Here is a 22,591-nt window from a genome sequence, read left to right as displayed (position 1 = left end):
CTCGCCTATTGATTCATGCGCGGTGGGGGCGCTGATTGACGCGTTTCGACACTTCTTCGGCGCTTTCGACCCGCTCGGAGTAGCGATCGGTCAGATACGCTGCCCGACCGCGCGTGAGCCAGCTGAACTTCACCAGCTCCTCACAGACATCGACGATGCGGTTGTAAAGCGGTGAGGGGTGCATGCGCCCCGCCTCGTCGAACTCGTTGAAGGCTTTCGGCACCGAGGACTGGTTGGGGATGGTCAGCATGCGCATCCAGCGCCCCAGCACGCGCAGCTGGTTGACCGCGTTGAAGCTCTGGCTGCCGCCGGAGACCTCCATGACGGCCAGCGTCTTGCCCTGGGTCGGGCGCACGCCGCCCAGTGACAGCGGAATCCAGTCGATCTGGGTTTTCATGATGCCGGTCATCGCGCCGTGGCGCTCGGGGCTGATCCACACCATGCCCTCCGACCACTGCGCCAGCTCGCGCAGCTCGGTCACCTTCGGATGATCGGCCTCGGCATCGTCCGGCAGCGGCAGTCCGGAGGGGTTGAAGGTCCTGACCTCGCAGCCGAACCATCGCAGCAGCCGGCCGACCTCTTCGGCGACCAGCCGGGAGTAGGATCGCTCGCGCAGCGAGCCGTACAGCACCAGAATGCGCGGCGCATGGCGCGGCTCGTCGGGGCCGATCAACGTTTCGATATCGATGGGCTGGAGCCGGTCCCTGTCGACATGGGGCAGCGTGTCACTCATGCGTCAGGCGCTCCCGGGCGTACGACCTCGCCATCTTCCTTGGTGAATTCGCTGACCGGATGATCCAGCAGCGTCAGCACCCGCTCGGAAGGCCGGCACAGCCGCGCGCCCCGGTCGGTGACCACGATGGGCCGATTGATCAGGATCGGATGCGCCATCATGGCATCGATCAGCTGCTCGTCACTCACTGTCGGGTCCTCGAGCTCCAGCTCGGCGCAAACCGGCTCCTTGCGGCGCAGCAGCTCGCGGGGCGTCATGTTCATCGCCGCCAGCAGCTCGACCAGCCGTGCCCGCGTGGGCGGCGTTTCCAGATACTCGATGATCTCCGGCGTCTCGCCGGACTGGCGCAGCATCTCGAGTACATTGCGCGAGGTGCCGCAGGCGGGGTTGTGATAGATCACGCAGCTCATGAGGGGGTCTCCTGATCGGAACAGCTTTCGGATGACAGGGCGTCCAGCAGCGGCGCACAGAGTTCGGGACGCCCGGCGCAGCAGTCGTGGGCCAGAAAGGCCATCATGGCCTGCATCTGCTCAAGGCTGGCGCGGTAGATGATCGAGCGGCTCTGACGCTGCGAGACCACCAGACCCGCCCGTGACAGCACATTCAGATGGGCCGACAGCGTGTTGTGCGGCACGTCCAGACAGCGCGCCAGCTCCCCTGCTGCGAGGCCGTCGGGTTCATGGCGCACCAGCAGGCGAAAGGCGTCCAGACGCGTCTCTTGGGCCAGGGCCGAAAATAGTTCGATAGCACTTGTCTTGTCCATATGTCCAAAAATATAGACATATTTATTACAAGTCAACCACCAGGCGTCGCCGCCGCGTGCCATCCCGCGTATGATGCTGTTCTTTACCTGAAGGGCCGGTGCGATGACGGACAAGCGTGAACAGAGTGCGGGACTGCTGGCCGCGCTGGGCTGTTTTTCGATATGGGGCGTGCTGCCGCTCTACTTTCACCTGATCGGCCCGTCGGTCACGCCCTGGGAAATCCTGGCTCATCGAATGATCTGGGCCGCTGTCCTGCTGACGCTGTTTGTGGTGCTCACCCATCGCGGGGCACGCACCATGGCCGTCTTGCGCAATCGCCGCCTGCTGCTGGCCCTGGTGGCCACGGCCTTGTTGATCAGCGCCAACTGGGGGCTGTTCATCTGGGCGGTATCGAGCCATCACGTCCTGCAGGCCAGCCTTGGCTACTACATCAACCCGCTGCTCAACGTCGTGCTGGGCGTGGTCTTTTTTCGCGAACGACTGCGCCCGCTGCAGATGGCCGCCGTACTGCTGGCGGCGGCCGGCGTGATGATCATGGTGGTGGGCTTCGGGCGGGTACCGTGGGTGTCGCTGATGCTGGCCGGCAGCTTCGGCTTCTACGGCGCGATCCGAAAGCGCATCGGCGTCGACAGCATCACCGGACTTTATATCGAAACCATGCTGCTGCTGCCGTTTGCCCTTTTGTGGCTGGGCGCGCTCTACATGCAGCAGCAGGCGGTGTTTCTGCAGGGCAGCGTCGGCACCGATGCGCTGCTGATCGGCTGCGGCCTGATTACTGTGCTGCCGCTGGTCCTCTTTGCCATGGGCGCACGGCGGCTCAAGCTCGGCACGCTGGGGCTGATCCAGTACCTGACCCCCACCCTGCACCTGCTCACCGGTGTGTTCCTGTTTGGCGAACCCTTCAACCAGGCAAGTCTTGTCACCTTTGCCTGCATCTGGGCCGGCCTGGCGCTTTATACCCTGGATACCCTGCGGGCGCAGCGGCGGGTGGGGACAGCCTGAGAAGTGACCTCCGAACACACCTTCAGCCTCAGCCGCGCCCTACCCCAGGGTTTGCTCGATTCCCCCGACTGCGCTAGACCCTTGTGTCATCAGGTGAATTCAAACTGAAGGCAACAGGGAGTGTGCCAATGCTGACCGTTCTGTCATGGAGTGTTCTGCTGCTGGGTGTGGTGACCTGCGCGCTGATCGCCGTGGATGTGCGCCGACGCCCGCAGCACATGGCCATCATGAACGTGACCTGGCCGATCACCGGGCTTTACATGCCGGTGGTGGGCTGGTGGGTCTATCAGAAGCTGGGGCGGGCAGCCCCTGCCCATCAGAACCGTGAAACTTCCGACCATCATCACCACGGCGACAAGCCTCGATGGCAGGGGGTGCTGGTCTCTGCCACCCACTGCGGCGGCGGCTGCACCCTGGGCGATATCATCGCCGCGCCGCTTGCCACGGCGCTGGGTTTCACCCTGCTCGGCTCACACATGGCCGGCCATTTTCTGCTGGCGTTTGTGGCCGCCTACGCCTTCGGCATCCTGTTTCAGTATCTGCCCATTCGCGAGATGGGCGAGGCCTCGCCGAAACGTGCGCTGTTCAACGCCATCAAGGCCGATACGCTGTCGCTGATCGCGTTTCAGGCCGGCATGGTTCTCTGGATGCTGATCGCCACACCGCTGTTTCTGGGAGGGCGAATGGATGCCACCACGCCAACATTCTGGTTCATGATGCAGATCGCCATGCTGGTGGGGCTTCTGACCTCTTGTCCGGCCAACGAGTGGCTGGTCCGGCGGGGCATCAAGCACGCCATGTAGTATTACCGTACGATACAACGCAGCGGCGCCCGCCGGGAACGTTGGCACCCTCTCCCGGCCACCGCCACGTGCAGGGTGTGCCGCGGGCTAGCGTACATGGCTGGCCTCCTTGACGGCCTGACAGATCCGCTCGATGTGGTCGGCGTCAAGACAGGGATGCATCGGCAGGCTGGATGTCACCGGAAGCGAGCAGTGGTGCGAAGTGAGCGCCAACACGGACTATCCCGTTGACGAGCAGTGACGTCCCGCTCCTGCCAAGTGAGGTGAGCCAACAGGCGCCATCGATATGGCGCCTGTTGTCATGTCACGTTTCGCTCCGGTGACAGCGCGGTCATCTGCAGCGGTGGCGTGTTGTCAGTCCGGGGCGGCGGCGCGTGATGCTCGGGCACCGGGCCGGACTCCTGAATGTCGATCTCGACATCGCTGAAGGCGGTGGTGAGCATCAAAAGCACCAGCCCCAGCAGATAGATCAGTGGCGACACCACCACGGAGGCCGCCAGGGCCAGAATGCCGGCTACCGTGCGTCCGCGCGCCACGATCACGATGGCCAGGCAAAAGGCGACCAGATTCAACGGCCAGCCGACCAGCAGCCCGGAGCCCGCCCGGGGCAGCAGAAACGCGCCCCAGGCCACGACCAGCACGATCCACACCAGCGTCACCGGCGCCGGGCGTGTCGTTGTCGCCGTGTTCAGGGTATTGATCTCACTCATTGTCTCGCCCTCCATTACGCCACCGTTGCCCTTGCTGAATCTGCGCCCCGGCACCCGTAAACGCAAGAAGCCCGGCAAACGCCGGGCTTTATCGGTTGCGCCATGCAGTGTGACACACATCACACGGATCAGGAGTTGCGCATAATGCGCTCGGCTTCGCGTTTGGCGTCTTCGTCGCTCAAACCCTTTTGCTCCTTGAGCAGGCCGGCGATGCGCTGCACCTCGCCGTGCTCATAGGCCGAGAGGTCGTTGGCAACGACGCCCCACGTCTCCTTGAGCTGTCCGGCGATCCTGTCCCATTTGGCGCTCTGGCCACTTTCAGACACGGTATCTCGTTCCTTTCATGATGATGGTCATGCCGCGACATCCGGTCGCCGCACGGTTGATGGACCTTCGATGCGTTGCCTGGCGCATCAAGGTGGCGCGCATTCAAAAACAACCGGCCGGCCATCATCCATCACCTGGGTTATCCGGAACGCCTGATGGTGCGCCCGAGCCGCTCATCTGCCGTGATCAGGACAGGGGCGCGTGGTGAGACTCGTTGCGGCCCTGCTCGACGCAGGGCACCCGGCGCTCGATCTGGACCGTAACGTGGTCGGCATCACAATGTGTCTTGAGCCAGGTCCGGATGGCCACGATCGCCCGGTCCGGGTCCACGCCCTCATGGGGTACGGCGTGCAGGGTGACCATCACCCGCTCCGGCGTCAGCGACCAGATGTGGACATGATGCACGCTGTGGATATCGTCCAGCGCGTGCGGGATATCATGGACCAGCTGCTCGCTGTCGATATGGGCGGGCGCGCCCTCGAGCAGAATGTGCGCCGACTGGGCGGTAATCTTCCACGCACTGCGGGCGATCAGTGCCGCCGCCAGCAGCGAGAGCAGCGGATCGATCGGCATCCAGCCGGTCACCATGATGATCACCGCCGCGACAATGGCCGCCACCGACCCCAGCAGATCGCCCAGCACGTGGAGCAGCGCGCCGCGAATATTGATGTTGCCCCGATCACCGCTGTGCAACAGCCAGAACACGCCGATATTGACCAGAAGGCCGACCACGGCAACCCCCAGCATGCCGGTGCCGGCCACTTCGGGCGGTGCCAGCAGTCGACGCACGGCTTCAAACAGAATCCAGGCCACGATCAGAAGCAGCGCCAGCCCGTTGACGAACGCGGCCAGCACCTGCACGCGGTGATAGCCGTAGGTCTTGCGGGCGTTGGGCGGGCGCTGCGTCAGCCGGGCAGCCACCCAGGCCAGCGCCAGCGAGGCGCTGTCGGTCAGCATGTGGCCGGCATCCGCCAGCAGGGCCAGCGACCCCGTGACCACACCGCCCACCACCTCGAGTGCCATGAAGCCGCCGGTCAGCACCATCGCCCAGAGCAGGCGCCGCTCGTTGTCCGTGCCGTGGTGGTGATGGCCGTGACCGTGATGATGGGGGTCGTGGTGGTGATCCTGCGTCATGAGCTGTTGTTTCCGTTGCGTCTGCGAGGCGTCAAGCCATGATGAGACCTTCATGATGGCTCATGATGTACGCCCCTGCATGCAGGGGTGCCCTCAACGCGATGGGTATCCCGGACCCGATGCTGTCGCTGCCGGGCGCTGAACACGCTCGCCCAGCCACTCGACCAGCATGTGCGGCACCGTCAGACAGGCCAGCCCGATAAAGATCGTCTTGACCAGAGCACCCGCCACATGCTCGTGGGTCATCCAGAGGTAGCCACCGCCGGCTGCCAGCCAGGTCAACAGCACTACCGGCGCCGCCACCGTCAGCATCTGCCGGCGCCCGGCCAGGTCGTGTTCGCGTCGAATGGCGGATAGATGCAGCGGGCTATGAAAGCAGCAGAAATAGCAGACAAAGTAGGCCAGCGGATTGAGCAGTGCCGCGCCCAGCAGCAACACTCCGGTCGCTGATAAAAACGCGACGCCGCGATGTCGAACACCCACAAGCACGATGCCCAGCGCCAGCGCCACCACCGGGCGCGCCGCCAGAAGAAAGGGCGCAGGCTCGGGAACGGCCAGTTTCTGCACGATGTCGGCCACCTCATCCGGGCGCCAGAAAAACGGCAGCGCAATCACCAGCGCGCCCCAGCACAGCCGACAGATCAGCGACTGCTGGCCGCGCCAGTCGGTGCCGAAATGCGCCGCCGACAGCAGCACAAACACGGTCAGACCCAGCGTGGGCCAGTGGTACCAGCACCACAGCAGCGAGATCGACAATAGCCCATAGCCCAGCATGAACACACCAAGACAGGCACGCGGATGCCGCGCACCCGGCAGGTAGTGATCGATCAGCCGCGCTCCGGTCAGATGATCAAAGGCACCATGAGGCAGTCCCAGCAGCGCCACGCCAAGCGTCAGCACCAGCAGCGACAGCACACCGGCAGAGGCCCCCTGCTCTCCCAGCAGCGCCAGTACCAGGGCAGCGGCCATCAGCCAGACGAGTCTCCCGCGCAGGGCACCGGTCTCGGTATTTGAGGCGTGCAGCGCTCTGATGGAGGTCATGATTCTATCCCCTTTTGAACGCCAAAAGCGTACCGGCCGGGCCGCACGGGGCGGCCCGGTCATGACCTCAGCGCGCCTGGCCCTGACGAGCGGCGTTGAGGGCGACGGCACCAAAACCGACCTTGGCCGTCACGTCCAGCACCAGATAGAGCCAGCTTTCGACGGTTACCGAGATCATGTCGGCGCCGGAGCTGCCCACCAGCCAGACAATGGGATAGCACACCCACAGCGCGGTCAGCATGCCGGCCAGCTTCGAGTAGGGCGCGATCTGTCCTTCTTCGCTGGCCTGACGACGCAGTGGCCCCCACACCAGCGCCAGCACGACAAGAAAGGCCGCCATGCTGATCACCCACCAGTAATAGTTGTAGGGCGCACTGGAGAGATTGCCGACCAGACCGGTCACGATCATGTAGACATCGGCCGCGACCAGCGCCGCCAGCAACGTCGAGATGCGACCCAGCGAGCGACCGGCAAACATGGCAAGACTGGCCAGCAGAATGGGCGTGGTGATGGCCCAATCGATATAACGGGCAAAATACACCGTTCGGTCATTGAAGAAGAGATCGCCCTGACCCAGCGCCATGGCGAAATAGTTGGCAAAGGCCACGAAGACGATGGTCATGGCAGCAATGCCATGACGTTTTTCAAACGTTGGCAGGCGGCGACTGGTGAGCCAGAACAGCACGCCCCCCAACAGCATCGCGATCCAGCCAATGGTAAAGGACAGTTGTACGCCGGATGACATGGGCAGGCACTCCTTTGCTTTTCATTGAGATCGTCATCACTGGTATCGGAAGATGCCCTGCAGGCGCGCCATGACGCTGACACGGCGATAACTGAAACCAGCCTGAAGACAATTTGAAATTAGCCCAGGTTAACACCTGGATCAAATGTAATCCCCCGGTGCCGGCTTGCACTTTAGTGGTGCATCCTTGACGTTTTGTTGACCTCCAGTTGAAACGATCCTGAAGCCGCCATCCAGAATCAGTCGAAACCGGATGGCTCGATAGCCCTGACCTGATGAGGTTTTACTATCGAAATGCCCTTGCTCATCGCAGTGCTGCCCATCGCCCGCCCCGGCATCGAATCAAAAGCGCGTGTGATCAATAACGGGCCGACCGGCGGGCTCTGCTACCCTTGTCTTTCAATACCCTCCATGCCTGTCGGGAGAGAACGGCATGATCAGCCAGTCAAGTGCCCTGTGGGCCTGGATTACCGACAATGCGACCGCTGTCAGCGGGCTGGCCAGTGTCGGCCACGTGCTGATCTGGGGCATCGCCATGCAGGTTGCCGTCAGCACGGCCCGCGCCCTGCGTCAGCCGTCCATCCTGATCAAGCACGGCAAGGCCCGTCGAGTCGAAGGCCCCTGCCTGGTCAGCAACATGGGCCATGGCGTCATTTTCGTGGAGTCCGTTCTGGCGCGTCTGGAGACCGATCGGCAGACGCTGGCCTGCGATATCACCGAACTCACGGATGAAGATACCCGGCAGCAACAGCCCGCCGCCGATGAAGACACCACCGACGAGGGCGACACCGACAAGGGCGGCGGTGAAGAGGAAGGCGAGCTGGTCAGCCGCCTGGGGCCGCTCCACTCGATGCAGTACATGCAGGCCAGCCGCTTTGACCGCATCATTGCCCACGCCGCGCAGCAGTACGGCCTGACGCTCAACCGCGACTACACCTTCAACAACAGTGACGAGACCCTGAAGGCCATCGAGATCAATCTGATCGTCATTCAGGCCACGGAAAAACGCCCCATCGGCGCGCGGCGCCGTTTCAATCTGGTGCGCGGCGATGACAACCAGCTGATGCTGGCTCCGGAAAGGGACCACACCCACCTGCTCACCTCCCGGCGCGCGCGCCGCCGGCTCGACCGCTGGCGACAGGACATTACCATCAGGGGCCTGTAGGGGCACGCTCGCTTCGGCCATTGCCGTGTCCGGCATCACCCCATGCGCCACCGGCATCGCCGGCTCGATCCGGCAGATCACGCCTGCCTTTTTCAGACAATTCTCATGCATTTGCCGATGACACAGGCGGCGTAGCCCGTTTTGTCAAACGCGCCTTGATATCGGTTAATCCGGTTCAAAACGACACATTTCATCATATTAAAACACCCTGTATTTTTTGCTGTTTCCTGCCTTTCTGCTCACGCTTGATACAGCAGCCCGCACCGCCATGAGGGCATTCATGCCCCTGCAGGCGGCCCGGTTCTGCCGTGTCATCACACTGGAACATGAGCTGCCATACGGGCTTATCGATGACACCAGCGGGTCTTTTGTGACCTGACCATTCATGCAGGGAGGCATCCATGTTTCATCACTCTTCAAAGCTTCAATATCCCGTTCGGGTCGATACGCCCGATCCGCAGTTTGCCATGCTGCTGCAGCAGGCGATCGGTGGCATCGAAGGGGAAATCCGTGTCGCCATGCAGTATTTCTTCCAGGCCATGGGCGCCCGGGGCGATGACCGGATTCGCGATCTCCTGATGTCCACGGCCACCGAAGAGCTCGCCCACATCGAGATGCTGGGCCATGCCGTGGCGCTCAACCTGGAGGGCGCACCGGTCTCCTATCAGGAAGAATCCGCCAAGGACCCGGTCATCAATGCCATCCTGGGCGGTGCCAACCCGCGTCACCTGCTTTCTTCCGGGCTCTCGGCCATGCCGGTCAACGCCAACGGCGTGCCCTTTGACATGAGCCATGTCTACGCCACCGGCAACATCGCCGCCGACATGCAGGCCAACGTGGCCGCCGAGGCCGGCGGCCGCGTGCTGGCCAGCCGTCTATACAACTGGACCGATGACAAGGGCATGAAGGACTTTTTGTCGTTTTTGATCGCCCGCGACACCTATCACCAGCAGCAGTGGCTGGCGGTGATCGAGGATCTTGGCGGTCTGCAGGAGAACCTGCCGATTCCCAACAGCACGCCGGAAGAACACGAGGCCACCGAGCACTCGTACTACTTCCTCAACACGCTGCTCGACAAGGAAGCGCCGCAGGGGCGCTGGAGCGAAGGCCCGTCGCTGGATGGTCGCAGCAGCTTCAGCTTCAAGCAGCAGCCCGAACCGCTGGGACAGGTGCCGAGCCTGGGCAAGGCCAGACCCGGCTCGGGCGCGCAGAAAGAGCAGCTCTAAAGACCGCGAAGATGTCTGAAAACCGATATCGCCGCCTGACGGCGATATCGGCGTCAGCCCGGCAGTCACCTTTTGGTCAGGTATCTGGTCAGAAACAAGGAGAAGTAACATGGCAACGGATGCAAGAGCCCACTTCATGGACTGGCTGCGTGATGCCCATGCCATGGAGCAGCAGGCAGAAACCATGCTCAAGGCGCAGGCCAAACGTATCGAGCACTACCCGGAACTCCATGAGCGCATCGAGCAGCATATCGAGGAGACCCGGGGCCAGTCGGCGCTGCTGGAAGAGTGCATCGAGCGCCTCGATGGCAGCACGTCCGGCGTCAAGGACATGGGCGGCAAGATGGCGGCGACCGCCCAGGGCATGGGCGGCATGTTCACCAGTGATGAAGTGGTCAAGGGCGGCGCGGCCAGCTATGCCTTCGAGCACTTCGAAATCGCCAACTATCGCGCGCTGATCGGCGCAGCCGACTATCTGGGCGAACCCGAGGTGCGCGCAACGCTTGAGCGCATTCTCAAGGAGGAAGAGGCCATGGCGAAGTGGCTGGAAGACCATCTTCCCTCGATCACACAGGCCTTCCTGGAGCGCGCCGAACAGGACGACACCACCGCCAAACGCTGACGTCCTTTCTGTCAGCCGGTGCACTCGGGGTTCCGATACCACGGTATCGGGCCCCTTTTTCTGTCAGCCCTGCTTTCCCGGCAGCCCCACTTTCCCTGTCGGTCCTGCGCCATCGACCCGGGCGCCCCGTCAATAAAGGCGTCATCTTCTGGCGTATCCGGCGCGCCTCGACCATTATCGCAGCCACGATCGCCGTATCAGGATCGAACCGTGACAATTCTCTGCCGGGAGTGCCTTCCATGACGTTGATGACCCTTGTCTACCTTGTTGCCGGCCTTGTGCTTTTGATGGGCGGAGCCGAAGTGCTGGTGCGCGGCGCGTCGAAACTGGCCGCCCTGTTTGGCATCCCCTCGCTGGTGATCGGCCTGACGGTGGTGGCCTTTGGCACCAGCGCGCCGGAAACCGCGGTCAGCGTTCAATCGGCGTTCAGCGGCAGCGGTGATCTGGCACTGGGCAACGTGGTGGGCAGCAATATCGCCAACGTGCTGCTGATTCTGGGCCTGACGGCGATGGTGGCGCCCTTGATCGTGTCGCGTCAGCTGATTCGACTGGATGTGCCGATTTTGATCGTCGCCGGGCTGCTGGTCTGGGCGCTGGGCGCCAATGGCGTGTTGAGCCGACTCGATGGCGCGCTGCTCTTTACCTGCATCGTGACCTACACGCTGTACATGGTAATCAGCAGCCTGCGCGAAAGCAGAAAAGAGTCAGCCTCGGAAAATCCCGATGCCGAACCGGCCCCCTCGCGCGCGCCAATGGCCTGGCTTTTGTATCTGGTCATGATCGTGGCCGGTCTGGTGCTGCTGGTGGCCGGCTCCCACTTTCTGGTCGAGGGCGCCACGGCCCTGGCGCGGGCGCTGGGACTGTCCGATCTGGTCATCGGGCTGACGGTCGTGGCGGTGGGGACCTCCCTGCCGGAGCTTGCCACCTCGATCATGGCTGCCGCACGGGGCGAGCGCGATATCGCCGTGGGCAACGTGGTGGGCAGCGGGCTGTTCAATCTGCTGTGCGTGCTGGGCCTGGCCTCGCTGGTAGCGCCCAACGGCATCCCCGTACCCGCCAACGCGCTGGTGTTCGACTTCCCGGTGATGATTGCCGTGTCGCTGGCCTGTCTGCCGATCTTCTTTACCGGTTATCGAATCGAGCGCTGGGAGGGGCTTTTGTTCTTTGCCTATTACGTCGCCTACACCGCCTACCTGGTGCTGTACTCCACGGGGCAGGACAGCGCCGCCCTGCTGGCCGACGCCGTGTTGTTGTACGCCCTGCCCCTGACCGCGGTCACACTGGTGATCCTGGGCGCCAGAGCCTGGCGGGCCCAGCGCGCCTGAGACGTTCCATCAGCACAAGCCACCTGATAGCGGGGATAGGCGTACAGGCACTCAGGCAATGCTGTCGCTTCAACATTGAGCAAGCGACACCGCGCCACCCGCTGGTTTGCATCAAATAATTGACTGTCAGCAGACAATAATGATGCAAAACTGACCTGCTTTATAGGTGAGTCGGCACAAAACGGCGATACGGCAGGTGTATCAGGGATGATCAACATTCGGGCGAAAGGATTCGCCCTTTTTTACTGCTTTTTACCAGGCCCGGCAACGCCATATAATTCATTATTTCACGAAATACAGGATTATTGCGGTAAATATCGAGCGAGGAAAAATGACAACCCATGTCGGACGGATCGAAGGATCGGCTTCTTTTGACACCCTGGGTTATTTTTTGAGATGCAGATAGCCAGCGTCGAATTCGGCCACTGCCTTGAGTCCCTCGAAATCCAGCACGACCAGTCTTTTTTGCGCCAGTGTAATGAGATTTTTCTGACGAAGCCGCTGAAGTACCCGGTTGACATGAACGGAAGTCAAACCGAGCGTTTCGGCCAGATTGACCTGTGTCAGAGGCATGGCAATGGTTGTGTTTTCTGTCAGGCCGGCCGCCTGAAATCGCACCACCATTTCACAGAAAAGATGCGCCACGCGCGCCTCGGCACTGCGCAATCCGACATTGAGAAGCCAGTGTCGGGTAATGGCTTCATCCACCGTCGTATACCATGAAAGCGCTCGAGCCAGACGCGGATAATCTTCAAAAATCCGGTTGATGCTCTCTTCGGGAATCATGGCGACGGTGGCGGGGGTCAGGGTACGTATGGAGTGATCCATGTGCGACAGCAGCGTGACATGAAGATCGCAGAGATCGCCATCCATCAGATAGCCCATGATCTGCTCGCGCCCGTCGGACAGCATCTTGCAGCGACAGGCCCACCCCTCGAGCATCAAATGAACCGCAACGGGGTCATCGCCCTCGGTAATGATGTACTCGCCCCTGTCAAAACGCGTCGTGCGCTCCGGTATCGAACGCAGCATATTGACGTCGTCCTTTTTCAGTTCCGTGTAGTGCTGAAGCCTGGCAACCAGTGGCTCGATCATCGGAAACACCCTGAAAAATTCCGATCATTGCAACATGAATGCCATAATAATAAAAGCATGTTTTGCCTCGAGTTTGACGATCATTTTTCTCGAAAAATAACCCGAATCAACGATTCAAAGAACGGCGACCCGTTATCTTGCTGCCGATCGATGGCCATTAAAAATTAACCTGAATCATCTCGTCATCAATGACAGTCGTGAAGTAATAATAATGACGCCCTTTCGCATCAATACTTACACAACACCCTGTTTACCTTACAAATTAAAGGTCCAGAAAGCACCGCAGGGCACTCATCAACAACATGCGTTATGGATATGAAATACCGACCGAAAGTTATACTGGATGCTGACAGTCGTGCGCCATAACGCCATCGATCAGGGCTGGAACCGCACGATTCACGCCTTGAACAATACATTGAATCGAGGTGCTGACGGCATGATGGCCGCATCAGAAGGCGCTACCCCGGGCTGGACCCGGCGGCGATTCAGGCGATGCTGACACGGTATCCAGCGTGGCAAAAGCGATGACTTCCCGGGCGGTCATATCCGATAACGCCCGGGGCAGCAATGGATAGCGGGATCAGTCCAATAAAAGAAGACGCTGACTCGCTCTACTCAAACAAATATCCTTCAAGGGCTCAGGAGGCCGTCGGTTCATGTATCCATTCATCAATAAAATGAATTTTTACACCGCCCTCACCCATGACGAGAAGGCCGCCCTGCAGGAGTGCGTGGAGAGCAAGCATCATTTTTCCAGAGGCCAGACGCTGGCCCGACCCGGCGACACGCCGGAAAGTGTCGATATCGTTACCGAAGGCTGGGCCTGTCGCCTGAAAAGCGCCCATGACGGCAGCGACCAGGTCATCGCCTTCGTTTTGCCGGGCGATCTGTGTGACGATCTTTCCCCCGTCCCCTGCCGCTTCGATCACGGCATCAGGGCGCTGTCGGATATTCGTATTACCCGCCTTGACCGCCGCAGGCTTCTGTCACAGCTGACGCCGGATTCCGGTCTGGCACAGGGGCTGGCCTGGGCCTCGGCCGTGGACCGGTCCATCATGGGCGAGTGGCTTTTGAACGTGACCCGTCGCCCGGCGGTCATGCGTCTGGCCCATCTGCTGTGTGAGCTGTTTGCCCGCTGCGCCATCATCGGCAGGACCGAGGGCAACAGCATGTACTTTCCGCTGACCCAGGTCGCCCTGAGCGAAGCCCTGGGGCTGTCGCCCGTGCATCTCAACCGCTCGCTGCAGCTTCTCAGGCGCAGGAAGCTGATATCGCTGTGTCGCAGGACATTGACCATCATGGACTGGCCGCAGCTGGCCGAATTTGCCGGTTTCGACAATAATTATCTACACCTTGGCGGGACGCCGCCGACCAGCCTGCGGCTGGCGTCATGATGTCTCTGCCTTACACTCCATAACCCGAAGAGCCTCTGAATGTTTTCCTCGCTGGATGGCCTGTGGCAGTGGACGACCGAAAACGCCTCCACGTTCAGCGGTATCACCAGCGTGGGCATGCTGATCATCTGGGCGACCTACCTGCAGCTGCTGCTGCATAACTTCCGCCTTCAGCGCCGCTCGCAGATCATCATCAATCGCGGCAAGGGGCGTGATATCAATTCGGTCTGTCTGTTCAGCAACATGAGCCAGCAGAGCGTCTTTATTGACCTTGTCATGGTGCGTGTCACCACCTCGAAGACGCAGTGGGTCTGCAATGTCACCGACATCGTGGACAACACCGGCAAGCCGGTAGCGATCGTTCGTCAGGAAGAAGGGGTCGATGCCAATCTCAACGAGTTCACCCGCCAGGGCCCCATGGTATCAGGGGGGCACATGGAGGCCGGCACCTTCGGCAACATGATTCGCCAGGCCGGCATGGCACAGGGCGTCGAACTTGACGAGAACTACGATATTGCCGGTGAAGACGAGCTGGTTGCCATCGAAATCAGTCTGATCGCCATCTTTGGCTCGGAAAGCCATCAGGTCGGGGCGCGCCGGACGTTTTATATCAAGAAAAGCGACGATGACGGTCGCGTCCTGCTGGTGCCGGATGACGCCCGTACCGAGCAGTACCGGCAGCGCCGCCAGCGTCGCACCCTGCAGCGCTGGCGGCGTGAGCTGGAAGATGTGCCCGACAGCGAATAAGTGATCAGGGCTATCCAAGGCCGTCCGGCATGACTCCGCCAGACGGCTTTTTTGGCAACCCGTCAGTGGCCGAGTACCACCGTGCGCCCCGAGTAGAGAAACACGCGCCGCTCGAGGTGATAGCCCACCGCGCGCGCCAGCGTCAGGCATTCGATATCGCGCCCCTTGGCCACCAGGTCTTCCGGGTAGTGGGCGTGATCCACCGGCTCGACCCCCTGGGCGATGATGGGCCCTTCATCAAGGTCGTTGTTGATGTAGTGCGCCGTGGCCCCCACCAGCTTGACGCCCTTCTCGTAGGCCTGATGGTAGGGCCTGGCGCCCTTGAAGCCGGGCAGCAGGGAGTGATGGATATTGATGGCCCGTCCGGCCAGCACGTCACACATGTGCGCCGAAAGCACCTGCATGTAGCGCGCCAGGATCACCAGCTCGGCGCCGGTCTGTTCGACGATCTGCAGGATCTCGCGCTCCTGCTGCTCGCGCGTCTCCGGCGTGACCGGTAGATGATACCAGGGCAGGCCGTGCCACTGCGCCAGCGGTTCCAGATCGGGATGGTTGGAGACCACCGCGCAGATCTCCATCGGCAGCTGATCGGTGCGGTAGCGATAGAGCAGATCGTTCAGGCAGTGATCGGCCTTCGAGACCATGATCACGACTTTTGTCCGCTTGTTGGGCGGTGTGAGTTCAAACGACATGTCGAACGCCTGCGCGCGCTCGCCAAACTCCTTTTCGAAGGCCTCGCTGCTGAAGCCGTCTTCCAGCGGACGAAACTCGGCGCGGATGAAAAACCCTTCGTTGAGGCGATCGTCAAAGGAACTGAGCTCGGTGATATAGCAGCGCTGCTCCTTGAGAAAGCGCGTGACGACATCAACGGTGCCCAGCAGGCTGGGGCACTGCGCCGCAAGGATCCAGGTATCGGCGGTTCGGGTCATGGCGTTTCTCTTGTTGGTTTCTATGGAGCCCATGAAAAAGGGCCGGAGGCGAGTGCCTCCGGCCCTTTCATGCCTGATTAGCGGGTGACGCTGACCCCGTATTCCTTCGAGGCATCCAGCAGCCAGCGGTAGCAGTAGTCGGCAAAGCTGCGGCGCACCACCAGCTCCCAGCCATCCTCCCGCGCCCGGCGCAGGATGATGGTGGCCTTGGCAAAGGTCGTCGAGACGCCCTTGCCGACCGGGAACGCGTGCGGATGCACGTCGTAGGAGATGGACTTCATCAGCACCTCACGGGCCCGATTGCCCGTCAGCGACAGTACCGTCTGACCGCCGCTGACGTTGACGATGCTGAAATGCGCCTGGCCCAGCGATTTGCGCAGCTTCTGCTCCAGCTCGAACTCCTCGCCACCGGGTACGATGACCAGCCACTCATCCGGGGAGAGCCACTGGATCGAGCGCTCGCCGCTGTCATCGCTGACCAGTGCCAGCGGCTTCGACGGCAGGGCCAGGTCCATCACCTCGCGCACCGCCTCGTCGAGCACGATGGCGCCGCCGCGCAGGATCAGATGGCCCATGAAGGGCTTTTCGCTCAGGATCACGCCCGGATTGGAGGCGTGCGGCAGCGATTTCTGTTCGTGCAGCGACCACTCCAGCGGGGACTCTGCCCTTGAGGTGTCGGCCGGGCGACTCTGGAATTGCTGGACGTCAGACATTCTGGCGCTCTCCCTTGGGGTCGATAAAGACAGTGCTGACCACTTCGGCCTCGTGCACCTTGCCGTCGGACATGGGCAGATACACCGTTTCCCCCATGCGCTCGCGGCCCTTTTTCAGCACGGCCAGCGCGAAACCGCTCTCGAGTTCCGGGCTGTAGTAGCTCGAGGTCACATGGCCCACCATGCTCATGGGAATGCCCTCGCTGGGGTCGAGCACGATCTGCGCGCCCTCTTCCAGTACCACGCTGGCATCCTTCGGCTTCAGGCCCACCAGCTGCTTGCGGTCACCGCGCATGGTGTCCGGGCGACTCAGGGCGCGCTTGCCGATCCAGTGAAACGGCTTGTCGTAGCCGATCGCCCAGTGCATGCCCAGATCCTCGGGCGTGACCGAACCATCGGTGTCCTGACCGACGATGATCAGACCCTTCTCGGCGCGCAGCACGTGCATGGTTTCCGTGCCGTAGGGGGTCAGATCGTACTTCTCGCCGTGCTCGAACAGGGTCTTCCAGACCTGCATGGCGTAGTTGGCCTGGACGTTGATCTCGTAGGCCAGCTCGCCGGTGAACGAGATTCGGAACACGCGCGCCGGGACACCGGCCACGTTGCCTTCCTTCCAGTCCATGAACTTGAACTGTTCGCGATCAAGGTCGATGTCGGTGACTTCCGACATCAGCTTGCGCGCGTCCGGCCCGGTCACGGTCATGGTGGCCCAGTGGTCGGTCACCGAGTTGAAGTAGACCTGCAGCTCCGGCCATTCGGTCTGGTGCCAGACTTCCAGCCACTCCAGTACGGAGGCCGCCCCGCCGGTGGTAGTGGTCATCAGAAAGTGGTTGTCGCCCAGGCAGCTGGTGGTCCCGTCGTCCATCAGCATGCCGTCGTCCTTGCACATCAGGCCGTAACGCACGCGGCCGGGTGCCAGCTTGGCCCACTTGTTGGTGTAGACGCGGCCCAGGAACTCACGCGCATCGGGGCCCTGAATGTCGATCTTGCCCAGCGTCGAGGCGTCCAGAATGCCCACGCCCTGGCGCACGGCGAGACACTCACGGGCGACCGCGTCGTGCATGCTCTCCTTCTTGCCGTTGGCATGACGCGGGAAGTACCAAGGGCGCTTCCACTGGCCGACATCCTCGAACTCGGCGCCGTGCTCGACGTGCCACTGATGCAGCGCGGTGTAGCGCTTGGGATCGAACAGCTCGTCGCAGTGACGCCCCACAATGGCACCGAAGGTGATCGGTGTGTAGTTCGGGCGGAAGACCGTGGTGCCCACCTCGGGGATCGACCGGCCCAGGCAGCGCGCGGCGATGGCCATGCCGTTGATGTTGCCCAGTTTGCCCTGATCGGTACCAAAGCCCAGCGCGGTGTAACGCTTGACGTGCTCGATGGACTCGAAGCCTTCCCGGATGGCCAGTTCGATGGCCGAGGCCGTCACGTCGTTTTGCATGTCGACGAACTGCTTGGGAACGCGCAGGCCCTTCTTCTCGTGCGGCACCTGATAGATGGCGCAGGCCGGGCCATCACGACGCGATCGGGTCGTCGGCAGCTTGAGCTCCTCGGCATCCTCGATACCGCTGTCGATGGCGGCCTGACGACCGGCGCGGGCGCCGTCGGCCAGCGTCTCGCCCAGACCGTAGTGCCCTGCCACGCCGCCGGCGGTCAACATGCCCTTGACCTCACCGGGCACAAAGCCCAGCAGCTTGTCGTCCCACTGCGGACGGGTACCGGTGTGCGAGGCCAGGTGAACCACCGGGCTGTAGCCGCCGGAGCTGGCGATGGTGTCGCACTCCAGGTCCTCGATCCGGCCGGTGATTACAAAGTGATCCAGATCGATCGCCGAGACGCGGGCGCCGCTGACGCGCTGGGTGCCCTTCGCCTCGATCACCGCGCTGCCGGTGATGACGCGGATGCCGCTGTCGCGGGCCTGACGGACCAGGTCGCCGTCGGGGTTGGAACGCGCATCGACGATGGCCACGACCTTGCGCCCGGCTTCCTGCCAGTCCAGCGCGGCCCGGTAGGCATGATCGTTGCTGGTGGTGAGCACCAGGCTGTTGCCGGGCACGACCGCATAGCGACGGATAAAGTTCGACACGGCGCCGGCGACCATGTTGCCGGGCAGGTCGTTGTTGGCATACACCAGCGGACGCTCGTGGGTGCCGGTGGCCAGCACCACACGAGTAGCGCGGACGCGATGCATGCGGGCACGCGGCATGCCGGGGAAGCCGGCATCGCTGGCGGTATCGGCCAGATGCTCGGTACGACGCTCGTGCAGCGTGATGAAGTTGTGATCGTGATAGCCGTTGGCGGTGGTGCGCGGCAGCAGCGTCACGTTGTCCATCGAGCCCAGCTCGGTCAGCGTCTGCTCGACCCAGCGCACGGCAGCAATATCATCCAGCGTTTCGCGGCTGTCCAGCAGCGAGCCGCCCATCTCTTCCTGCTCATCGCAGAGAATCACGCGGGCACCGCTGCGAGCCGCGCTCAGGGCGGCCGACAGACCGGCCGGGCCGGCACCGACGACCATCACGTCACAGTGATGGTGCATGTGGTCGTAGATGTCCGGGTCGGACTCGGTCGGCGCGCGCCCCAGACCAGCCCCCATGCGGATGTACTTCTCGTAGGTCATCCACATCGAGGCCGGCGACATGAAGGTCTTGTAGTAAAAGCCCGGCGGCATGAAGTTGCCGCCCAGCTTGCCGACCCAGCTCATCACGTCACGCTGGACGTTGGGCCAGCCGTTGGTGCTGCGCGCCACCAGACCATCGTAAAGCGCCTGCTGCGTGGCACGCACGTTGGGCACCTGGGTGTCCGGACGTGCGCCCAGCTGTACCAGCGCGTTGGGCTCTTCGGCGCCGGCGGCGACGATGCCGCGGGCACGCGAATACTTGAAGCTGCGGTTGACGATATCCACGCCGTTGGCCAGCAGTGCCGAGGCCAAAGTATCGCCGGCAAAGCCCTGATAACTCTGCCCGTTGAAGGTGAACTCGAGACCGCGCGAGCGATCGATGCGCCCGCCTGCCGAGATTCGGTTGGTCTGGGTCATGACGAGGCCTCCTCGTTGAGCGCCTTGTTCTCGGGCTGGGCACCAACGGTCTGCCAGCCACCATCGGCCGTCTGGGTCCCCTGCTCGTGACGAACATCGGGATTGTCTGCCGTGATCGTCGGCTGCTCACCCATCGGATAGGTTTCAAGAATTTCGTAGGTCACCGTGTTGCGGGTGATGTTGAAAAACTTGCGACAGCCGACCGAGTGCACCCACATCTCGTGATGAATGCCGCGCGGATTGTCACGGAAGAACAGGTAGTCGCCCCACTCTTCGTCGCTGGCATTTTCCGGATCTTCGGGGCGCAGGAGATGGGCCTGACCGCGGGGATGGAACTCCTCTTCCTCGCGGTGCTCCTTGCAGTAGGGGCATAAGATATAAAACATGATGGCTCTCCTCAGTGCGCCACGCCGGCCGCGCCGTGTTCATCGATCAGCGCGCCGGTATGGAAACGGTCGATGGAAAAGGGCGCTGCGATGGGATGCATCTCACCCTTTGCCAGACTGGCAGCAAAGATGTGTCCCGAACCGGGGGTGGCCTTGAAGCCGCCGGTGCCCCAGCCGCAGTTGAAATACAGCCCCTTCACCTTCGTCTTGGACAGGATCGGGCAGGCGTCCGGGCAGGTATCCACAATGCCGCCCCACTGACGGTTCATGCGCACCCGCGAGAACATCGGGAACATCTCGACGATCGCCTGCAGGGTGTGCTCGATGGTCGGGTAGCTGCCGCGCTGACCGTAGCCGAGATAGCCGTCGATGCCGGCGCCGATGACCAGATCGCCCTTGTCGGACTGGCTCACGTAACCGTGAACGTGGTTGGACATGGTGACCGTATTGAGAATCGGCTTGAGCGGCTCGGACACCAGCGCCTGCAGCGGATGCGACTCCAGCGGCAGCTTGATGCCGGCCATTTCCGCCAGTACGCCCGAGTTGCCGGCGGCCACACAGCCCACGGTGGGCGCCTCGATGTCGCCGCGGTTGGTGTGCACGCCCAGCACCTTGCCGTCACGAATCTTGAAGCCGGTCACTTCGGTATTCTGCAAAAGGTCCACGCCGTAGGAGTCGGCGCCGCGGGCGAAGCCCCAGGCGACCGCATCGTGGCGCGCCACACCGGCGCTTTTCTGCCAGGAGGCACCCATGATCGGATAGCGCGCCCGGTTGGAGATATCGATCTCGGGCTCGATCTCCTTGATCTGCTGCGGTGTCACCACCTCGCTGTCAACGCCGTTGAGACGGTTGGCATTGACGCGGCGCTGGATGTCGCGCATGTCCTGCAGGGTGTGGCCCAGGTTGAGCACACCGCGCTGGGAAAACATCACGTTGTAGTTCAGATCCTGCGACAGGCCCTTCCACAGATCCAGCGAGTGGTTGTAAAGGCGTGCGGCTTCGTCCCACAGATAGTTGGAGCGCACGATGGTGGTGTTACGGGCGGTGTTGCCGCCGCCCAGCCAGCCCTTTTCAACCACGGCGACATTTCTGACGCCGAATTCCTTGGCCAGGTAGTAGGCCGTGGCCAGACCATGACCGCCGCCACCGACGATGATGACGTCGTATTTCTTCTTGGGTTCCGGGTTGCGCCACTGGCGCTCCCAGTTCTCATGGTGACCGAGTGCATGTTTAACCAGGCCGAAGCCGGAATAACGTTGCATGACTTTCTCCTTGATCGGCCCCGATGGAGCCTGCTGTCGACCGTGTTCAGACTACGGAGGCTTCACTCTCGAGTCGCTGATCCGCCTGGTCGGTGCTCTGGCCATAGACCGGATGCCGGGCACACAGGGATTCCACCCTGGCACGCACCTCGTTCTCGACCGCTTCGGTATCCTCCTGCGCCTCGAGCACATCCAGGATGTCGCAGATCCAGGACGCCAGCTCGCGGCAGTCCTGCTCCATGAATCCGCGCGTGGTGACCGCCGGGGTGCCGATACGCAGCCCCGATGTGACAAACGGGCTTTGCGGATCGTTGGGCACGGCGTTTTTGTTGACGGTGATATGAGCGCGCTCGAGTGCGGCATCCGCGTCCTTGCCGGTCACGCCCTGCTTGATCAGCGAGACCAGAAACAGATGGTCATCGGTGCCGCCGGAGACCACGTCAAAGCCGCGTTCGATGAAGACATCCGCCATGGCGCGCGCGTTGGCAAGCACCTGACGCTGGTAGTCGATGAAATCCGAACTCATCGCTTCCTTGAAGGCCACCGCCTTGGCGGCGATCACGTGCATGAGCGGACCGCCCTGCTGGCCCGGAAAAACCGCGCCGTTGAGCTTTTTGTAGAGCGTCTCGTCACTGTCGGCCGACAGGATCAATCCGCCGCGCGGGCCGCGCAGGGTCTTGTGGGTGGTCGTGGTCACGACGTGGGCATGAGGCAGCGGGCTCGGATAGAGACCCGCGGCGACCAGACCGGCGATGTGCGCCATGTCGACCATCAGATAAGCCCCGACTTCATCGGCAATTTCGCGGAACCGCTGCCAGTCGATGACACGCGAATAGGCCGAAAAGCCGGCGATGATCATCTTCGGCTGGTGCTCGCGGGCCAGCGCGGCCACTTCGTCGTAGTCGATCTGGCCGTTGTCCGGGTTCAGGCCGTACTGCACGGCGTTGTAGTACTTGCCGGAGAAGTTCGGCGCCGCACCGTGGGTCAGGTGACCGCCGTGGGCCAGGCTCATGCCGAGAATGGTATCGCCGGGCTTGACCAGCGCCATGAACACCGCGGCGTTGGCCTGGGCGCCGGAGTGCGGCTGCACGTTGGCGTAGTGGCAGCCAAACAGTTCGCAGGCGCGCTCGATCGCCATGGCCTCGACCTTGTCGACGAACTCGCAGCCGCCGTAATAGCGCCGCGCCGGGTAGCCCTCGGCGTACTTGTTGGTGAGCTGGGTGCCCTGCGCCTGCATGACGTAGCGGCTGGTGTAGTTTTCGGAAGCGATCAGTTCGATATGCGCTTCCTGTCGCTGTGTCTCTTCAGCGATCGCCTCGGCCAGGTCCGTGTCGTATTCCGACAGTTGAGCGCTGGGGGAGAAACCATGATGAAGCATCACGCCTCCTTGTCATCAGGTCGTTTATTATGCGAAATCCGGTCGAGCGCGGTGCC

The 22,591-nt window shown here is 62.3% G+C and carries 23 protein-coding genes; 8 read left to right on the top strand and 15 right to left on the bottom strand.

Annotated elements, in window-relative coordinates; all coding sequences use genetic code 11:
* Window positions 1–13: 13 nt before the first annotated feature.
* Genes arsH through M1D97_RS02525 form a run of 3 tightly spaced genes read right to left on the bottom strand, consistent with a single transcriptional unit; the run spans window position 14 to window position 1,496 of the window.
* On the bottom strand, window positions 14–733 hold the full coding sequence (arsH, locus tag M1D97_RS02535; RefSeq protein WP_456269180.1) for an arsenical resistance protein ArsH: 720 nt from the start codon (window positions 731–733) through the stop codon (window positions 14–16).
* Window positions 730–1,143, bottom strand: a complete 414-nt coding sequence (gene arsC, locus M1D97_RS02530; protein WP_456269179.1) for an arsenate reductase (glutaredoxin) — start codon at window positions 1,141–1,143, stop codon at window positions 730–732. The genes arsH and arsC overlap by 4 nt, the downstream gene beginning before the upstream one ends.
* Window positions 1,140–1,496 (bottom strand): ArsR/SmtB family transcription factor, encoded by a 357-nt coding sequence (locus tag M1D97_RS02525; RefSeq protein WP_456269178.1) that lies wholly within the window; start codon window positions 1,494–1,496, stop codon window positions 1,140–1,142. Before M1D97_RS02525 ends, arsC begins: the two co-directional genes overlap by 4 nt.
* 103 nt (window positions 1,497–1,599) lie before the next feature.
* Here M1D97_RS02525 and rarD point away from each other — a divergent pair, with 103 nt between their 5' ends.
* Window positions 1,600–2,499 carry an EamA family transporter RarD gene (gene rarD, locus M1D97_RS02520; RefSeq protein WP_456269177.1) on the top strand — a complete coding sequence of 300 codons (900 nt, stop codon included), beginning with the start codon at window positions 1,600–1,602 and terminating at the stop codon, window positions 2,497–2,499.
* Window positions 2,500–2,627: 128 nt separating this feature from the next.
* Window positions 2,628–3,302 (top strand): DUF4396 domain-containing protein, encoded by a 675-nt coding sequence (locus M1D97_RS02515; protein ID WP_456269176.1) that lies wholly within the window; start codon window positions 2,628–2,630, stop codon window positions 3,300–3,302.
* Between the two features lie 299 nt (window positions 3,303–3,601).
* Here the strand turns inward: M1D97_RS02515 and M1D97_RS02510 are convergent, their stop codons facing one another.
* The 5 genes from M1D97_RS02510 to M1D97_RS02490 form a co-directional block, all read right to left on the bottom strand.
* On the bottom strand, window positions 3,602–4,012 hold the full coding sequence (locus M1D97_RS02510) for a hypothetical protein (RefSeq protein ID WP_456269175.1): 411 nt from the start codon (window positions 4,010–4,012) through the stop codon (window positions 3,602–3,604).
* A 128-nt stretch (window positions 4,013–4,140) separates the two neighbouring features.
* The gene (locus M1D97_RS02505; RefSeq protein WP_456269174.1) at window positions 4,141–4,338 is read right to left on the bottom strand and encodes a CsbD family protein; all 198 of its coding nucleotides are present in this window, start codon (window positions 4,336–4,338) and stop codon (window positions 4,141–4,143) included.
* 187 nt (window positions 4,339–4,525) lie between these two features.
* A complete protein-coding gene (locus M1D97_RS02500; RefSeq protein ID WP_456269173.1) occupies window positions 4,526–5,473 on the bottom strand; it encodes a cation diffusion facilitator family transporter in 948 nt (315 codons plus the stop codon).
* 93 nt (window positions 5,474–5,566) lie between these two features.
* Window positions 5,567–6,514: a Brp/Blh family beta-carotene 15,15'-dioxygenase gene (locus M1D97_RS02495; RefSeq protein WP_456269172.1), complete on the bottom strand. Its 948-nt coding sequence runs from the start codon at window positions 6,512–6,514 to the stop codon at window positions 5,567–5,569.
* 67 nt (window positions 6,515–6,581) lie between these two features.
* Window positions 6,582–7,259 (bottom strand): bacteriorhodopsin, encoded by a 678-nt coding sequence (locus tag M1D97_RS02490; protein WP_456269171.1) that lies wholly within the window; start codon window positions 7,257–7,259, stop codon window positions 6,582–6,584.
* Between the two features lie 433 nt (window positions 7,260–7,692).
* On the opposite strand from M1D97_RS02490, the gene M1D97_RS02485 reads away from it, so the two are divergent.
* The 4 genes from M1D97_RS02485 (at window position 7,693) to M1D97_RS02470 (ending at window position 11,597) form a co-directional block, all read left to right on the top strand.
* The gene (locus tag M1D97_RS02485; RefSeq protein WP_456269170.1) at window positions 7,693–8,424 is read left to right on the top strand and encodes a hypothetical protein; all 732 of its coding nucleotides are present in this window, start codon (window positions 7,693–7,695) and stop codon (window positions 8,422–8,424) included.
* Between the two features lie 401 nt (window positions 8,425–8,825).
* Window positions 8,826–9,650, top strand: coding sequence for a manganese catalase family protein (locus M1D97_RS02480; protein WP_456269169.1), 825 nt, complete (start codon window positions 8,826–8,828; stop codon window positions 9,648–9,650).
* A 109-nt stretch (window positions 9,651–9,759) separates the two neighbouring features.
* On the top strand, window positions 9,760–10,272 hold the full coding sequence (locus M1D97_RS02475) for a ferritin-like domain-containing protein (protein WP_456269168.1): 513 nt from the start codon (window positions 9,760–9,762) through the stop codon (window positions 10,270–10,272).
* Between the two features lie 239 nt (window positions 10,273–10,511).
* Window positions 10,512–11,597, top strand: a complete 1,086-nt coding sequence (locus M1D97_RS02470) for a calcium/sodium antiporter (RefSeq protein ID WP_456269167.1) — start codon at window positions 10,512–10,514, stop codon at window positions 11,595–11,597.
* A 384-nt stretch (window positions 11,598–11,981) separates the two neighbouring features.
* On the opposite strand, the gene M1D97_RS02465 is transcribed toward M1D97_RS02470, so the two are convergent.
* Complete coding sequence (locus tag M1D97_RS02465) at window positions 11,982–12,692, bottom strand: Crp/Fnr family transcriptional regulator (protein WP_456269166.1); 711 nt, start codon at window positions 12,690–12,692, stop codon at window positions 11,982–11,984.
* A gap of 656 nt (window positions 12,693–13,348) precedes the next feature.
* Here M1D97_RS02465 and M1D97_RS02460 point away from each other — a divergent pair.
* Window positions 13,349–14,086 (top strand): Crp/Fnr family transcriptional regulator, encoded by a 738-nt coding sequence (locus M1D97_RS02460; RefSeq protein WP_456269165.1) that lies wholly within the window; start codon window positions 13,349–13,351, stop codon window positions 14,084–14,086.
* 39 nt (window positions 14,087–14,125) lie between these two features.
* Window positions 14,126–14,833 carry a hypothetical protein gene (locus M1D97_RS02455; protein ID WP_456269164.1) on the top strand — a complete coding sequence of 236 codons (708 nt, stop codon included), beginning with the start codon at window positions 14,126–14,128 and terminating at the stop codon, window positions 14,831–14,833.
* Between the two features lie 62 nt (window positions 14,834–14,895).
* Here M1D97_RS02455 and purU read toward each other — a convergent pair whose 3' ends face one another.
* From purU to glyA, 6 genes are all read right to left on the bottom strand, one after another.
* Window positions 14,896–15,762, bottom strand: a complete 867-nt coding sequence (gene purU, locus M1D97_RS02450) for a formyltetrahydrofolate deformylase (RefSeq protein ID WP_456269163.1) — start codon at window positions 15,760–15,762, stop codon at window positions 14,896–14,898.
* A 77-nt stretch (window positions 15,763–15,839) separates the two neighbouring features.
* Window positions 15,840–16,475 carry a sarcosine oxidase subunit gamma gene (locus M1D97_RS02445; protein WP_456269162.1) on the bottom strand — a complete coding sequence of 212 codons (636 nt, stop codon included), beginning with the start codon at window positions 16,473–16,475 and terminating at the stop codon, window positions 15,840–15,842.
* The gene (locus M1D97_RS02440) at window positions 16,468–19,509 is read right to left on the bottom strand and encodes a sarcosine oxidase subunit alpha (RefSeq protein WP_456269161.1); all 3,042 of its coding nucleotides are present in this window, start codon (window positions 19,507–19,509) and stop codon (window positions 16,468–16,470) included. Before M1D97_RS02440 ends, M1D97_RS02445 begins: the two co-directional genes overlap by 8 nt.
* Window positions 19,506–19,895: a sarcosine oxidase subunit delta gene (locus tag M1D97_RS02435; protein WP_456269160.1), complete on the bottom strand. Its 390-nt coding sequence runs from the start codon at window positions 19,893–19,895 to the stop codon at window positions 19,506–19,508. Before M1D97_RS02435 ends, M1D97_RS02440 begins: the two co-directional genes overlap by 4 nt.
* An 11-nt stretch (window positions 19,896–19,906) precedes the next feature.
* The gene (locus M1D97_RS02430; RefSeq protein ID WP_456269159.1) at window positions 19,907–21,157 is read right to left on the bottom strand and encodes a sarcosine oxidase subunit beta family protein; all 1,251 of its coding nucleotides are present in this window, start codon (window positions 21,155–21,157) and stop codon (window positions 19,907–19,909) included.
* Between the two features lie 46 nt (window positions 21,158–21,203).
* Window positions 21,204–22,535: a serine hydroxymethyltransferase gene (gene glyA / locus M1D97_RS02425; RefSeq protein ID WP_456269158.1), complete on the bottom strand. Its 1,332-nt coding sequence runs from the start codon at window positions 22,533–22,535 to the stop codon at window positions 21,204–21,206.
* Between the last annotated feature and the right edge of the window lie 56 nt (window positions 22,536–22,591).

The sequence above is a fragment of the Kushneria sp. AK178 genome (assembly GCF_053903105.1).
This window is presented reverse-complemented; position numbering and strand designations above follow the sequence as displayed.

Coding starts and splice junctions, on each gene's coding strand:
- arsH (WP_456269180.1), bottom strand. CDS start 733: ATGAGTGACACGCTGCCCCATGTCGACAGGGACCGGCTCCAGCCCATC.
- arsC (WP_456269179.1), bottom strand. CDS start 1,143: ATGAGCTGCGTGATCTATCACAACCCCGCCTGCGGCACCTCGCGCAAT.
- M1D97_RS02525 (WP_456269178.1), bottom strand. CDS start 1,496: ATGGACAAGACAAGTGCTATCGAACTATTTTCGGCCCTGGCCCAAGAG.
- rarD (WP_456269177.1), top strand. CDS start 1,600: ATGACGGACAAGCGTGAACAGAGTGCGGGACTGCTGGCCGCGCTGGGC.
- M1D97_RS02515 (WP_456269176.1), top strand. CDS start 2,628: ATGCTGACCGTTCTGTCATGGAGTGTTCTGCTGCTGGGTGTGGTGACC.
- M1D97_RS02510 (WP_456269175.1), bottom strand. CDS start 4,012: ATGAGTGAGATCAATACCCTGAACACGGCGACAACGACACGCCCGGCG.
- M1D97_RS02500 (WP_456269173.1), bottom strand. CDS start 5,473: ATGACGCAGGATCACCACCACGACCCCCATCATCACGGTCACGGCCAT.
- M1D97_RS02495 (WP_456269172.1), bottom strand. CDS start 6,514: ATGACCTCCATCAGAGCGCTGCACGCCTCAAATACCGAGACCGGTGCC.
- M1D97_RS02490 (WP_456269171.1), bottom strand. CDS start 7,259: ATGTCATCCGGCGTACAACTGTCCTTTACCATTGGCTGGATCGCGATG.
- M1D97_RS02485 (WP_456269170.1), top strand. CDS start 7,693: ATGATCAGCCAGTCAAGTGCCCTGTGGGCCTGGATTACCGACAATGCG.
- M1D97_RS02480 (WP_456269169.1), top strand. CDS start 8,826: ATGTTTCATCACTCTTCAAAGCTTCAATATCCCGTTCGGGTCGATACG.
- M1D97_RS02475 (WP_456269168.1), top strand. CDS start 9,760: ATGGCAACGGATGCAAGAGCCCACTTCATGGACTGGCTGCGTGATGCC.
- M1D97_RS02470 (WP_456269167.1), top strand. CDS start 10,512: ATGACGTTGATGACCCTTGTCTACCTTGTTGCCGGCCTTGTGCTTTTG.
- M1D97_RS02465 (WP_456269166.1), bottom strand. CDS start 12,692: ATGATCGAGCCACTGGTTGCCAGGCTTCAGCACTACACGGAACTGAAA.
- M1D97_RS02460 (WP_456269165.1), top strand. CDS start 13,349: ATGTATCCATTCATCAATAAAATGAATTTTTACACCGCCCTCACCCAT.
- M1D97_RS02455 (WP_456269164.1), top strand. CDS start 14,126: ATGTTTTCCTCGCTGGATGGCCTGTGGCAGTGGACGACCGAAAACGCC.
- purU (WP_456269163.1), bottom strand. CDS start 15,762: ATGACCCGAACCGCCGATACCTGGATCCTTGCGGCGCAGTGCCCCAGC.
- M1D97_RS02445 (WP_456269162.1), bottom strand. CDS start 16,475: ATGTCTGACGTCCAGCAATTCCAGAGTCGCCCGGCCGACACCTCAAGG.
- M1D97_RS02440 (WP_456269161.1), bottom strand. CDS start 19,509: ATGACCCAGACCAACCGAATCTCGGCAGGCGGGCGCATCGATCGCTCG.
- M1D97_RS02435 (WP_456269160.1), bottom strand. CDS start 19,895: ATGTTTTATATCTTATGCCCCTACTGCAAGGAGCACCGCGAGGAAGAG.
- M1D97_RS02430 (WP_456269159.1), bottom strand. CDS start 21,157: ATGCAACGTTATTCCGGCTTCGGCCTGGTTAAACATGCACTCGGTCAC.
- glyA (WP_456269158.1), bottom strand. CDS start 22,535: ATGCTTCATCATGGTTTCTCCCCCAGCGCTCAACTGTCGGAATACGAC.